Genomic DNA, 14025 nt, shown 5'->3' with positions numbered 1-14025 from the left:
ATGGCAACCGTAATGAAGAAGGTCGACGCAGTGATCGTCGGTTTTGGCTGGACCGGCGCGATCATGGCCAAAGAGCTGACCGAAGCCGGGCTCAACGTGCTGGCGCTGGAGCGCGGGCCGATGCAGGACACCTACCCCGACGGCAACTATCCGCAGGTGATCGACGAACTCACCTACAGCGTGCGGAAAAAACTCTTTCAGGACATTTCGAAAGAAACCGTCACCATCCGCCACAGCGTCAACGACATCGCCCTGCCGAACCGCCAGTTGGGTGCGTTCCTGCCGGGTAATGGCGTGGGCGGCGCCGGTTTGCACTGGTCGGGTGTGCACTTTCGCGTCGATCCGATCGAGTTGCGCATGCGCAGCCACTACGAAGAGCGCTACGGCAAAAGCTTTATCCCCAAGGACATGACCATCCAGGACTTCGGCGTCAGCTACGAAGAGCTGGAGCCGTTCTTCGATTTCGCCGAAAAAGTCTTCGGCACCTCCGGCCAGGCCTGGACCGTGAAGGGCCAACTGGTCGGTCAGGGCAAGGGCGGCAACCCTTACGCGCCGGATCGCTCGAATCCGTTCCCGCTGGAGGCGCAGAAGAACACCGTTTCCGCACAGCTGTTTGGCAAAGCGGCGACAGAAGTCGGTTACAAACCCTACAACCTGCCATCGGCGAATACTTCAGGGCCGTACACCAATCCCTACGGCGCGCAGATGGGCCCGTGCAACTTCTGCGGATTCTGCAGCGGCTACGTTTGCTACATGTATTCCAAGGCATCGCCGAACGTGAACATTCTGCCGGCGCTCAAGCCGCTGCCGAATTTCGAGCTGCGGCCCAATTCGCATGTGCTGCGGGTCAACCTCGACAGCAGCAAATCCAAAGCCACCGGCGTGACTTACATCGACGGCCAGGGTCGCGAGATCGAGCAACCGGCGGATCTGGTGATCCTCGGCGCCTTCCAGCTGCACAACGTGCGCCTGATGCTTCTCTCGGGCATCGGCAAGCCGTACGACCCGATCAGCGGTGAAGGCGTGGTCGGGCGTAACTTCGCCTACCAAAACATGGCGACCATCAAGGCGTTCTTCGACAAGGACACCCACACCAACAACTTCATCGGTGCCGGCGGCAACGGCGTCGCGCTGGATGACTTCAACGCCGACAACTTCGACCACGGCCCGCACGGCTTCGTCGGCGGCTCACCGATGTGGGTCAACCAGGCCGGCAGTCGGCCTATTGCCGGGACATCGAACCCGCCGGGCACTCCAGCCTGGGGCAGCGCATGGAAACGCGCGACCGCCGATTACTACACCCACCAGGTGTCGATGGACGCCCACGGCGCGCATCAGTCCTACCGAGGCAACTACCTCGATCTGGACCCGGTGTACCGCGATGCCTACGGTTTGCCGCTGCTGCGGATGACCTTCGACTGGCAGGAAAACGACATCAAGATGAACCGCTTCATGGTCGAGAAAATGGGCAAGGTCGCCCAAGCCATGGGCCCGAAAGCCATTGCGGTGATCGGCAAGCAGGTCGGCGATCACTTCAATACGGCGGCCTACCAGACCACCCACCTCAACGGCGGCGCAATCATGGGCACCGATCCGAAGAAGAGCGCCCTGAACCGCTACTTGCAAAGCTGGGATGTGCACAACGTATTTGTTCCGGGCGCGTCGGCATTCCCGCAAGGCCTGGGTTACAACCCGACCGGGCTGGTCGCGGCGCTGACCTACTGGTCGGCCAAGGCGATCCGCGAGCAATACCTGAAAAACCCCGGCCCACTGGTTCAGGCATAAGGAGCGGTGACCATGAACAATCTCGTTATCGCCACCCTGGCCCTGCTCGGCAGCGCTGCTGTGCACGCCGCTGACGTCGACCAAGCGTTGATCAAACAAGGCGAATACCTCGCCCGCGCTGGCGACTGTGTGGCCTGCCACACCGCCAAGGGCGGCAAGCCGTTCGCCGGCGGCCTGCCGATGGAAACCCCGATCGGCACGATCTACTCGACCAACATCACCCCGGACAAAACCGGCGTCGGTGAATACAGCTTCGAGGACTTCGACAAAGCGGTGCGCCACGGCGTCGCGAAAAACGGCAGTACGTTGTACCCGGCAATGCCGTATCCGTCCTACGCCCGGGTCAGCTCAGGCGACATGCAGGCGCTTTACGCCTACTTCATGCACGGCGTCGAACCGGTCGCGCAAGAGAACAAGGCCAGCGACATTCCATGGCCGCTGAGCATGCGCTGGCCGCTGATGGGCTGGCGCTGGATGTTTGCGCCGAAGGTCGAGGACTACCAGGCAACCTCGGACGATCCAGTGATCGATCGCGGCGCCTATCTGGTCGAAGGCCTCGGCCATTGCGGCGCCTGCCATACGCCGCGTGCCCTGACCATGCAGGAAAAATCCCTGAGCGCCACTGATGGCAAAAACTTCCTCGCCGGCAGTGCGCCGCTGGAAGGCTGGATCGCCAAGAGCCTGCGCGGTGATCACAAGGACGGTCTCGGCGGCTGGAGCGAAGCGCAACTGGTGCAGTTCCTCAAAACCGGGCGCAGCGACCGTAGCGCGGTGTTCGGCGGCATGAGCGATGTGGTCACCCACAGCATGCAATACATGACCGACGCCGACCTGACCGCGATTGCTCGTTACCTCAAGTCCCTGCCCGCAACTGATCCGAACGATCAGCCGCACCAGTACGACGAAAAAGCCGCCAAGGCCTTGTGGAACGGCGACGACAGCCAACGCGGCGCGGCGGTGTACATCGACAACTGCGCGGCCTGCCACCGTACCGACGGCCACGGCTATACCCGAGTGTTCCCGGCCCTGGCAGGCAATCCGGTGCTGCAATCGGAAGACCCGACGTCGCTGATTCACATCGTGCTCAAGGGCGGCACCCTGCCGGCCACGCACACGGCGCCATCGACCTTCACCATGCCGGGCTTCGCCTGGCGCCTGTCGGATCAGGAAGTGGCGAACGTGGTGAGCTTTATCCGTGGCAGTTGGGGTAACCAAGGTGCGCCAGTGAAAGCCGCCGACGTCGCCGAGTTGCGCAAGGAGGATATGAAACACACCTCCGGCGACGACCTCGGTCAGGTCACGCAACACAACTGACCAGTCGCCCGACGGCACTAGCCAGATGAACCGCGCCCCGATACTGTGTGCATATACAGTATCGGGGCGTTTTCATGTCTACTCCATTGCCACCACGCGGCCGCGGCACCGCGACCAACCCGCACAACCGTTTCGCGCCGAATCGTTCGGTGGCCGAGGATGACGGCTGGTATCAGGAAGTACCCGAGACGCAGAACACCGAGGTGATGATCGAGACCGCGAAAACCATCATTACCCGCAACACTTCGCCGGACTTGCCCTTCGATCGCTCGATCAATCCCTATCGCGGCTGCGAGCACGGCTGCATCTATTGCTACGCGCGACCCAGCCACGCCTATTGGGACATGTCGCCGGGGCTGGATTTCGAAACCCGGCTGATCGCCAAGACCAACGCCGCCCAGGTGCTGGAAGAACAGTTGAGCAAACGCGGCTACCAGTGCGCGCCGATCAACCTCGGCTCCAATACCGATCCCTATCAGCCCATCGAACGTGAACACAAAATCACCCGCCAGACCCTCGAAGTGCTGCTGCGTTACCGGCACCCGGTGACCATCGTTACCAAGGGTTCGCTGATTTTGCGTGACCTCGACCTGCTCACCGAATTGGCGCAACAACGGCTGGTGGCGGTGATGATCAGCCTGACCACGCTGGACGACGAACTCAAACGCATCCTCGAACCCCGCGCAGCGGCGCCCAAGGCCCGGTTGCGGGCGATTCGGGTGATGCGCGAAGCGGGCATTCCAGTGGGGGTGCTGTGTTCGCCGATGATTCCGATGATCAACGACAGCGAAATCGAAAGCCTGCTGACCGAAGCGCATGCTGCCGGTGCGCAAAGCGCCGCGTACATGATGCTGCGTCTGCCGCTGGAGGTGGCGCCGCTGTTCGAAGAATGGCTGCAGGCGCATTACCCGCAGCGGGCCGCCCATGTGCTGAGCCTGGTGCGTCAGAGCCGCGGCGGCGAACTCTACGACAGCCGTTTCGGCGCCCGGATGCGCGGCGAGGGACCGTTCGCCGACCTGCTGGCGCAACGTTTCGCCAAAGCGATCAAACGGCTCGGACTCAATCACCGCGAGGGCTATAACCTCGACTGCACCGCCTTCTGTCCGCCGGGTCGCCAGATGTCGTTGATTTAGCGACAATTAGCTATGGTTGATGGGTTGGAATCCTACCGTCGAAATGTACCAGTCACGTTTTTTGTGACCTGGAACACACGTTCTAGAGCGCTTGATTCAGTTTGAGTTAAGTTTCGACGGCTACCTTGTTCATCGAGTGACTGACGGGTCGGGATGACCCGGATGTTTTAAACAGCCACTGGCTTCATACCGGAATACACGGGAACGACTCCCCGAATCCGCCAAAGAGGATGAATCATGAGTGACAAGGATAAACAGCCGTTGGCTGCGTCGGCGCAAGCCGCCCCTGGGGCGGAATCCGCCGATGCAGCGCTGAGAACGATCATTGACGGCTTTTTGCATTTTCATCATGAGGTCTTCCCCCAGCAGGAAGAGCTCTTCAAGAAACTCGCCACGGCGCAATCGCCACGGGCGATGTTCATTACCTGTGCCGACTCGCGCATCGTGCCCGAGCTGATCACCCAGAGTTCGCCGGGCGATCTGTTCGTGACCCGTAACGTCGGCAACGTCGTGCCGCCTTACGGCCAGATGAACGGTGGCGTTTCCACTGCCATCGAATACGCGGTACTGGCGCTGGGCGTGCAGCACATCATCATCTGCGGCCACTCCGATTGCGGCGCCATGCGCGCAGTGCTCAATCCGGACAGCCTGGAAAAAATGCCGACAGTCAAAGCCTGGCTGCGTCATGCGGAAGTGGCGAAGACCATGGTGCATGACAACTGCAACTGCACCGACGAAAAAGAACGCATGCCGATCCTCACCGAGGAGAACGTCATCGCCCAACTGCAGCACTTGCGTACCCATCCTTCGGTAGCCTCACGCATGGCGAACGGTCATCTGTTCATCCATGGCTGGGTCTACAACATCGAAACCAGTGAAATCAAAGCTTACGACGCCGATCAGGGACGCTTCCTGCCGCTCGACGGCAGCCATCCGATTCCGGTGGCGACGCCCAAAGCGCGCTTCTAAATCTTCCTAAACATCTGTGTGGTTTGACGCCGGCCGCTGTTTCAGCGGTTCGGCGAAGCCATGCCTGAAGAAAACTTCGGGAGAGTCACCATGCGTGCTGCTCAATTGAAAGCGGTTCTGCCACGGGAGCTGCTGGCTTCGGTGGTTGTGTTCCTGGTCGCCCTGCCGTTGTGCATGGGTATTGCGATTGCTTCAGGGTTGCCGCCGGCCAAAGGCCTGATCACCGGGATCATCGGCGGTCTGGTAGTGGGGTGGCTGGCGGGTTCGCCGTTGCAGGTCAGCGGGCCGGCGGCAGGGTTGGCGGTGTTGGTATTCGAGCTGGTGCGCCAGCACGGTATCGAGATGCTCGGGCCGATTCTGTTGCTCGCCGGATTCCTGCAACTGGTGGCCGGGCGCTTGAAGCTCGGTTGCTGGTTTCGGGTCACGGCGCCCGCGGTGGTGTACGGCATGCTCGCGGGGATCGGTGTGCTGATCGTACTCTCGCAAGTGCATGTGATGCTCGATGCCAAACCACAGCCCTCCGGGCTGGATAACCTCACGGCTTTCCCCGGCGCGGTGGCGCAAGCGTTGCCGTCGTTCGGCTGGCAGGCCGGGTTGCTCGGGCTGGCGACCATTGCGGTGATGTGGCTGTGGGAAAAATTTCGTCCGCACTCGCTGCGGTTTATTCCCGGTGCGCTGCTCGGCGTTGGTCTGGCCACCGGCGCCAGCCTGCTGCTGGCGTTGCAGGTGAAACGGGTCGAGGTACCGGAGAATCTGGCCGAAGCCATCGACTGGCTGAAACCGGCGGACTTGTTGAGCCTGGCCGACCCAACCCTGCTGATCGCCGCCTTCGCCGTGGCATTCATTGCCAGCGCCGAAACCCTGCTGTCTGCAGCGGCGGTGGATCGCATGCACAGCGGTGTGCGTTCGGACTTCGACCGTGAGCTGTCGGCACAAGGCGTCGGCAATATGCTCTGCGGTCTGGTCGGCGCGCTGCCGATGACCGGGGTGATTGTGCGCAGTTCGGCCAACGTCCAGGCCGGTGCAACCACCCGTTATTCGACAATCTTCCATGGTCTGTGGCTGCTGGCGTTCGTGCTGTTGCTGTCGAGCGTGCTGCAAAGCATTCCAGTGGCGAGTCTGGCGGGGGTGCTGGTGTACACCGGGTTCAAACTGGTCGATCTCAAAGCGTTTCGCGGTCTGAGCCGTTATGGGCGGATGCCGATGTTCACCTATGCGGCGACAGCGCTGGCGATCATCTTCACCGACCTGCTGACCGGTGTGCTGATTGGCTTCGGTCTGACCCTGGTGAAACTGGCGCTCAAGGCTTCGCGACTGAAAATCAGCCTGATCGATCTGCCGCAAGACGGTGAGATGGAGTTGCGTCTGGTGGGTGCGGCGACCTTCCTCAAAGTGCCGGCGCTGACCCAGGTGCTGGGCAGCATTCCAGCGGGTACGACGGTGCACGTGCCGCTCAACAACCTGAGCTACATCGACCATTCGTGTCTGGAGTTGCTGGAAGAGTGGGGCCGGGCGAATGCGGCGAAGGGGTCGAAGCTGGTGATCGAGTCGCGCGGGTTGAAACGACGGCTTGAGGGCAGGGTTCGGACCAATACCGGGATCGGTGCGGCCGGTTAAATCTCCGGGTTGAACTTAACCCTGTAGGAGTGAGCCTGCTCGCGATGGCGATCAATCAACATCTCTGTTGACTGACCCACCGCCATCGCGAGCAGGCTCACTCCTACATTCTATTGTGTGTAACTCAGGCAGCAGGCTGATCCAGCTCCAGGCCCACGCCGAGGCGGCGGCCCATGCACGGCCAGCGCTTCCAGGCCGCACCGGTGTCCGGGCTGCTCAGTTTGTCGCGGTAGGCCTCTACCGACTCCAGCGCAAAACTCTCGTCGTTGAGCATCTCGTCGATGGCGTGATGCACGGCTTCGTCCAGTTGGTTGGCAAATTCCTCACCGATCAATTGATGAGCAATCAGATTGGCGACCGTCATGTCCAAGGGGATCAGTGGCTGGCCGAAATGCTTGATGTACAGGTCGTTGACCTCTTCGACAAAGCGGTGCGCCAGATAGGCTTCGTCCAGCAGGCTGTCCAGACCAACGTGCCCGGCCATGATGGCCGGCGGCTGGAGGAAATACTGCTCGGCGATTGTCAGCACCGGTTTGATCTGCGATTCGATTCCCGCTTCCCTGGCAACTTCATTGGCTGCATCCAGCAGGTCTGGCACTTCATCGATGTAGGCGGCGACAAAACGCGTCAGCACGCCATTGGCGTCGGCTTCCGGCAACTGGATCGCCGGATGTAAATGAGGCAGCTTGCTTTCCAGCTGACGGGTCAGCAGGCCGGTTTCTTTCTCGTGCTGTTGGGCTTTTTGGATCTGCTCGCGCAATGCGGCGGTGTTCATGAAAACTCCAGGGAACAAGGCAATGAAATAGGGAAGACATAACTTAGCTGGCTTACGAAAAATGCTAAGACGCATTTGTCATAATTATTTCATCCTTGATGCAGCGGCGTTATATCGGTTTGCCACCACTCGTCTGCATCCTTCTCCATTCGTGGTCTGGAACGCAAGTACAAGCTGTTTCAGATGATTTACGCGATCGCGTTGCAATTCTCCCTCGCTGTCTATACTCGCCATTGAATGGAGTTAGCTGATGACGCCCGACTGCACCCGCAGCAAGGCCCGGCGATTCAAGTTCGTAGTCTGATGCAGCCGCTCCCTTGCCGCAGGCGAAAGCCGGCGGGATAACAAGAACGATAAGGGGAACCCGCAATGATGCGACATCCACACGTCTGGATGGGCCTCCTGTTGTGGTCGATTTTCAGCCCGGCCAATGCGGCCTGGACTGTGAATATGGCGCCTGGAGCGACTGAAATCAGTCACGCAGTATTCGACCTGCACATGACCATTTTCTGGATCTGTGTGGTGATCGGGATCATCGTCTTCGGCGCCATGTTCTGGTCGATGATCGTGCATCGCCGCTCGACCGGGCAGGTCGCCGCAAAATTCCACGAAAGCACCACCGTCGAAATTCTCTGGACCGTCGTGCCGCTGCTGATTCTGGTGGCGATGGCCGTTCCGGCGACTGCCACCCTGATCCGCATGTACGACACCAGTGAGCCGGATATCGATATCCAGATCACCGGTTACCAGTGGAAATGGCACTACAAATACCTGGGCCAGGACGTCGAGTTCTTCAGCAACCTGGCCACCCCCGCCGAACAGATCCACAACAAGGAAGCCAAGGGCGAGCACTACCTGCTCGAAGTCGACAAGCCGCTGGTGCTGCCGATCGGCGCCAAGGTGCGCTTTCTCGTGACCTCCGCCGACGTGATTCACTCGTGGTGGGTGCCGGCCTTCGCGGTCAAGCGCGATGCGATCCCGGGGTTCGTCAACGAAGCCTGGACGCGGATCGACAAGCCGGGCATCTACCGTGGTCAGTGCGCCGAGCTGTGCGGCAAGGATCACGGCTTCATGCCGATTGTGGTCGACGTCAAAGAGAAGGCCGACTACGACAAGTGGCTGGCCGACCGCAAAGCCGAAGCGGCGCAGCTTAAAGAGCTGACCAGCAAGGAATGGACCCTCGACGAACTCAAGGAACGGGGCGACAAGGTGTATCACACCACCTGCGTAGCCTGTCACCAGGCCGAAGGTCAGGGCCTGCCACCGATGTTCCCGGCGCTCAAAGGCTCGCCGATTGCCACCGGGCCCAAAGCCGACCACCTGCACCGCGTGTACTTCGGCAAGCCCGGCACCGCCATGGCGGCGTTCGGCAAGCAGTTGTCGGAAGTCGATATCGCAGCGGTCGTGACCTACGAACGTAACGCCTGGGGCAACAACAAGGGCGACATGGTCACGCCAAAAGAAGTGCTTGAGCTCAAACAGGCGGAAAGCAAATGAGCCGGTCCATCGCGTACCTCGTGAACCGGCCGGGGCAGCACGCCCCGGTCAGCCCCGTCCACTCACGTAAAGGAGAGCGGCCATGAGCGCTGTAATCGATGACCACGGTCATGCCGACCACGCTCACGGCCCCGCCAAAGGCCTGATGCGCTGGGTGCTGACCACCAACCACAAGGACATCGGCACGCTGTACCTGTGGTTTGCGTTCTGCATGTTCCTGCTCGGCGGCTCGTTCGCCATGGTGATCCGCGCCGAGCTGTTCCAGCCCGGCCTGCAGATCGTCGAGCCGGCGTTCTTCAACCAGATGACCACCATGCATGGTCTGGTGATGGTGTTCGGTGCAGTGATGCCGGCGTTTGTCGGCCTCGCCAACTGGATGATCCCGTTGATGATCGGCGCGCCGGACATGGCCCTGCCACGAATGAACAACTTCAGCTTCTGGCTGCTGCCGGCGGCGTTCCTGCTGCTGGTCTCGACCCTGTTCACCGCCGGTGGCGGACCGAACTTCGGCTGGACGTTCTACGCGCCACTGTCCACCACCTATGCACCGGAGAGCGTGACGTTCTTCATCTTCGCCATCCACTTGATGGGGATCAGTTCGATCATGGGCGCGATCAACGTGATCGCGACCATCCTCAACCTGCGCGCCCCCGGCATGACATTGATGAAAATGCCGCTGTTCGTCTGGACCTGGCTGATCACCGCGTTTCTGCTCATCGCGGTGATGCCGGTGCTGGCCGGGTGCGTGACGATGATGCTGATGGACATCCACTTCGGCACCAGTTTCTTCAGTGCCGCCGGTGGTGGTGATCCGGTGCTGTTCCAGCATGTGTTCTGGTTCTTCGGCCACCCCGAGGTGTACATCATGATCCTGCCGGCCTTCGGTGCCGTCAGCCAGATCATCCCGACCTTCTCGCGCAAGCCGCTGTTCGGCTACACCTCGATGGTTTACGCGACGGCGAGCATCGCGTTCCTGTCGTTCATCGTCTGGGCGCACCACATGTTCGTGGTCGGCATCCCGCTGGTGGGCGAGCTGTTCTTCATGTACGCAACGATGCTCATCGCCGTGCCGACCGGGGTGAAGGTGTTCAACTGGGCCAGCACCATGTGGCAAGGCTCGATCACCTTCGAGACACCGATGCTGTTTGCCGTGGCCTTCGTGATCCTGTTCTCGATCGGCGGTTTCTCCGGGCTGATGCTGGCCATCGCGCCGGCGGACTTCCAGTACCAGGACACCTACTTCGTGGTCGCGCACTTCCACTACGTGCTGGTGCCGGGGGCGATCTTCGGGATCTTCGCCTCAGCCTATTACTGGCTGCCGAAGTGGACCGGGCACATGTACGACGAAACCCTCGGCAAGCTGCACTTCTGGCTGTCGTTCGTCGGCATGAACCTGACCTTCTTCCCGATGCACTTCGTGGGGCTGGCGGGGATGCCACGGCGGATCCCGGACTACAACCTGCAGTTCGCCGACTTCAACATGGTCTCGTCAATCGGCGCATTCATGTTCGGTGCCACGCAGATCTTCTTCCTGTTCATCGTGATCAAGACCATTCGCGGTGGCGCCCCGGCCCCGGCCAAACCGTGGGATGGCGCCGAAGGCCTGGAGTGGAGCGTGCCGTCACCGGCGCCGTATCACACCTTTACTACGCCGCCGGAAGTGAAATGAACACCGATCTCCCTGTGGGTGCGAGCCATTGTGGCGAGGGAGCTTGCTCCCGCTGGGGCGCGAAGCGGCCCCAAGAGCTTCGCGTCTGCTACGCAGCCGAGCGGGAGCAAGCTCCCTCGCCACAGGTACTCATTCCTACAGGGGCTCGTCGTGTAGAGGGCATGCACCATGGCTGACTCGATCTCGCTGAAGAAACTGGTCACCCGCCTGCTCGGAGTCGTCGTGGCAATGTTTGTCTTCGGCTTTGCCCTGGTGCCGATCTACGACGTGATGTGCAAGGCCTTCGGCATCAACGGCAAGACCGCCGGGCAATACGAGGGCGAGCAGGTGGTGGACAGCTCGCGCCAGGTGCGCGTGCAGTTTCTGTCGACCAACAACATCGACATGCCGTGGGAGTTCTATCCCAAGCACGACGAGTTGACCGCCAACCCCGGCGCGGTCAACGAGATGATTTTCATCGCGCGCAACCCCACCGACAAACCGATGAGCGCCCAAGCCGTGCCGAGTATCGCGCCCAGCAACGCGGCGGCGTATTTCCACAAGACCGAATGCTTTTGCTTTACCCAGCAGGTGCTGCAGCCCGGTCAGCAGATCGAGATGCCGGTGCGTTTCATCGTTGACCGCGACATGCCCAAGGACGTGAAGCACCTGACGCTGTCCTACACGCTGTTCGATATCACCGCCCGACATCCTCCGGTGGCTGCAAACACTGGCGGTTAAGCGTGCCCGATAAGGAGAACAATAAATGGCAACTCATGAGCACTATTACGTCCCGGCCCAGAGCAAATGGCCGATCATCGCCACGTTCGGCATGGTCATCACCGTGTACGGCCTGGCGACCTGGTTCAACGATCTGAAGGCCGCGCGCCCGGAATCCCACGGCCCGTACATCTTTTTCGTCGGTGGATTGTTGCTGGCGTACATGCTGTTCGGCTGGTTCGGCGCAGTGATCAAGGAAAGTCGCGCGGGGCTGTACAGCCCGCAGCTGGATCGCTCGTTTCGCTGGGGCATGAGTTGGTTCATCTTCTCCGAGGTGATGTTCTTCATCGCCTTCTTCGGCGCGCTGTTCTACGTGCGGCACATCTCCGGCCCGGCGCTGGGTGGCGAAGGCCCGAAAGGCATCGCGCACATGCTCTGGCCGAACTTCCAGTTCACCTGGCCGCTGCTGCACACGCCTGACCCGACACTGTTCCCGCCGCCCAAGGAAGTCATCAGCCCGTGGGGCCTGCCGCTGATCAACACGATCCTGCTGGTCAGCTCCAGTGTGACCATCACCATCGCCCACCATGCCTTGAAGAAGGGCCATCGCGGCGCGCTGAAAATCTGGCTGGCGATCACCGTGCTGCTGGGCTGCGCGTTCCTCGGCTTCCAGGCTGAGGAATACATGCACGCCTACCACGAACTGGGCCTGACCCTCGGTTCGGGTATCTACGGCGCGACGTTCTTCATGCTCACCGGTTTCCACGGCGCCCACGTGACCATCGGCACGATCATTCTGTTCGTGATGCTGATGCGGATCATGAAGGGCCACTTCGATGCCGAGCATCAGTTCGGTTTCGAGGCGGCGAGCTGGTATTGGCACTTCGTCGATGTGGTGTGGATCGGCTTGTTCATCTTCGTTTATGTGCTTTAACAACCGCGGCAAGCCGCGAGCTCCAAGCTTGCAGCTCAAAGCTAGAAGCTTGCAGCTACCACGTCACGTGGGACACCAGTTGGCCGCTGTAGAAGCCCCAGGCGATCAAGCCGACGGTGGCAGCGGCCAGCGCCACCCGAACACTCAAGGCGATGACCAGGCGATTGGAGCTGCTGTCGTCCTTGACCAGGAAAAACAGGCCGCTGAACAGGCTGATCACCGTGGCAATCAGCAGCACGACAATGGCTGCTTTGAGCATGGGAAGACTCCGGGGGACAGGCGATGCAGTTGAGTATAGCGATCGCGACGACTGACTTTGTGGTGCGGCCATGAAGCGCTTTCGCCCGGGCGTGATACCGACCGTGGTGGTGGCGCTGTTATTGCCGCTGCTGGTGTCGCTGGGCTTCTGGCAACTGGGCCGGGGCGCGGAAAAAACCGCCCTGCTCGCCAGTTACGCCGAACGTCGCGCCGCCGAACCGATGGCCAGCAGCGAATTGCTGCACAGTACCGACCCGGCCTATCGCCGGGTGCATCTCTACGGCCGGTTCGATGGCGCCCACAGCCTGCTGCTCGATAACCGTCAGCGCAACGGCAAGGTCGGCATCGAGCTGCTACAACCGTTTCAGGATCGAGCCACCGGCCTGTGGCTGCTGGTCAATCGCGGCTGGCTGCCGTGGCCGGACCGCCGCGTTACACCGCAATTCACCACCCCGACCGATGCGCTGAGTATCGACGCCTGGGTCTACGTCGCCCCCGGCGCCACCTTCCAGCTGCACGCCGACCCGGCCAGCAGCATGTGGCCGCAAACCATCACCGCCGTTGAGCCGGCCAGGCTGTGGAAAACCCTCGACCGCGACGGTTTCGCTTACGAACTGCGCGCCGAACCCGGCCCCGCCAGCTATGAGGCCGACTGGCCGGTCGTTGCCATGGGCCCGGAAAAACACCTTGGTTACGCCGTGCAGTGGTTCGCCATGGCTACCGCCCTGCTCGGCCTCTACCTCTACCTTGGATTGCACAACGCAAAGGAGAACCACCATGGGAACGGCCATGAATCCACCCAGCATGTCTGAGGCAAAAACCCCGGCCAGCCGTCGTCGCGGACGGATCCAGCTGCTGCTGATTCTGCTCGGCGTGGTCGGCCCGATGATCCTCGCCACCGGCATGTACAAATTGCAGTTCTGGGTGCCGGAAGGCCGCAGCTACCACGGCGAACTGATCGGCAACGGCCAGTCCCGCGTCGACCTTGGTGTACAGGCCGACGAACAGCGCTGGCAGATGCTGGTGACCGCGCCCAAGGACTGCGCCGTCGATTGCCAGCAACTGGTGTACCTCGCCCGGCAGATCCAGATCGGCCTGGGCCGCGATGCCGGACGCGCCAGCCACGCCCTCGCCGCCGCGCAACCGCTGAGCGCCGACTACGAAGCCAAGCTGAACCGCGAATACCCGCAGCTGCAACGCTACCCGCTGGACGCCGCAACCTTCAGCAAGGCCACGGGCGACAAGGCCACGCCGCAGCTGTGGATCATCGACCCGCACGGCAACCTCGTGCTGCGCTACGACCCGAGCGTGAAGGGCAAGGACTTGCTCAACGACCTGCGCCATCTGCTGAAACTGTCGAACATCGGATAAGGGC

General features: G+C 61.3%; 13 protein-coding genes. 11 read left to right on the top strand and 2 right to left on the bottom strand.

Annotation, left to right across the window (positions count from 1 at the left end):
- The 5 genes from NN484_RS07290 to NN484_RS07270 all read left to right on the top strand — a co-directional run bounded on the left by NN484_RS07290 (position 1) and on the right by NN484_RS07270 (position 6818).
- Positions 1–1785, top strand: coding sequence for a GMC family oxidoreductase (locus tag NN484_RS07290; RefSeq protein ID WP_127649366.1), 1785 nt, complete (start codon positions 1–3; stop codon positions 1783–1785).
- Between the two features lie 12 nt (positions 1786–1797).
- Positions 1798–3099 carry a c-type cytochrome gene (locus tag NN484_RS07285; protein WP_215500415.1) on the top strand — a complete coding sequence of 434 codons (1302 nt, stop codon included), beginning with the start codon at positions 1798–1800 and terminating at the stop codon, positions 3097–3099.
- A 74-nt stretch (positions 3100–3173) separates the two neighbouring features.
- A complete protein-coding gene (locus NN484_RS07280) occupies positions 3174–4232 on the top strand; it encodes a PA0069 family radical SAM protein (protein ID WP_215500416.1) in 1059 nt (352 codons plus the stop codon).
- Between the two features lie 237 nt (positions 4233–4469).
- Entirely contained in the window at positions 4470–5201 is a 732-nt protein-coding gene (locus NN484_RS07275) for a carbonic anhydrase (protein WP_127649372.1), read from the top strand.
- A 90-nt stretch (positions 5202–5291) separates the two neighbouring features.
- A complete protein-coding gene (locus NN484_RS07270; protein WP_215500417.1) occupies positions 5292–6818 on the top strand; it encodes a SulP family inorganic anion transporter in 1527 nt (508 codons plus the stop codon).
- Positions 6819–6942: 124 nt separating this feature from the next.
- On the opposite strand, the gene NN484_RS07265 is transcribed toward NN484_RS07270, so the two are convergent.
- Positions 6943–7593: a hypothetical protein gene (locus NN484_RS07265; RefSeq protein ID WP_127649376.1), complete on the bottom strand. Its 651-nt coding sequence runs from the start codon at positions 7591–7593 to the stop codon at positions 6943–6945.
- A 369-nt stretch (positions 7594–7962) separates the two neighbouring features.
- Here NN484_RS07265 and coxB point away from each other — a divergent pair, with 369 nt between their 5' ends.
- The 4 genes from coxB (at position 7963) to NN484_RS07245 (ending at position 12392) form a co-directional block, all read left to right on the top strand.
- Entirely contained in the window at positions 7963–9090 is a 1128-nt protein-coding gene (coxB, locus tag NN484_RS07260; RefSeq protein WP_215500418.1) for a cytochrome c oxidase subunit II, read from the top strand.
- Between the two features lie 82 nt (positions 9091–9172).
- The gene (gene ctaD, locus NN484_RS07255) at positions 9173–10759 is read left to right on the top strand and encodes a cytochrome c oxidase subunit I (protein WP_127649380.1); all 1587 of its coding nucleotides are present in this window, start codon (positions 9173–9175) and stop codon (positions 10757–10759) included.
- A 168-nt stretch (positions 10760–10927) separates the two neighbouring features.
- Positions 10928–11479 (top strand): cytochrome c oxidase assembly protein, encoded by a 552-nt coding sequence (locus tag NN484_RS07250; protein ID WP_096797313.1) that lies wholly within the window; start codon positions 10928–10930, stop codon positions 11477–11479.
- 25 nt (positions 11480–11504) lie between these two features.
- Entirely contained in the window at positions 11505–12392 is an 888-nt protein-coding gene (locus tag NN484_RS07245) for a cytochrome c oxidase subunit 3 (protein WP_127649382.1), read from the top strand.
- Positions 12393–12447: 55 nt separating this feature from the next.
- Here NN484_RS07245 and NN484_RS07240 read toward each other — a convergent pair whose 3' ends face one another.
- Entirely contained in the window at positions 12448–12651 is a 204-nt protein-coding gene (locus NN484_RS07240; RefSeq protein ID WP_127649383.1) for a twin transmembrane helix small protein, read from the bottom strand.
- Positions 12652–12721: 70 nt separating this feature from the next.
- On the opposite strand from NN484_RS07240, the gene NN484_RS07235 reads away from it, so the two are divergent.
- Positions 12722–13462 (top strand): SURF1 family protein, encoded by a 741-nt coding sequence (locus NN484_RS07235; RefSeq protein WP_215500420.1) that lies wholly within the window; start codon positions 12722–12724, stop codon positions 13460–13462.
- Positions 13428–14021, top strand: coding sequence for a hypothetical protein (locus NN484_RS07230; protein WP_215500421.1), 594 nt, complete (start codon positions 13428–13430; stop codon positions 14019–14021). The genes NN484_RS07235 and NN484_RS07230 overlap by 35 nt, the downstream gene beginning before the upstream one ends.
- The last annotated feature ends 4 nt before the right edge of the window (positions 14022–14025 follow it).

The sequence above is a fragment of the Pseudomonas serboccidentalis genome (assembly GCF_028830055.1).
Lineage (GTDB): Bacteria > Pseudomonadota > Gammaproteobacteria > Pseudomonadales > Pseudomonadaceae > Aquipseudomonas > Aquipseudomonas serboccidentalis.
Note: the sequence above shows the minus strand (reverse complement) of the source record. Positions and strands in the feature narration are given on the sequence as shown.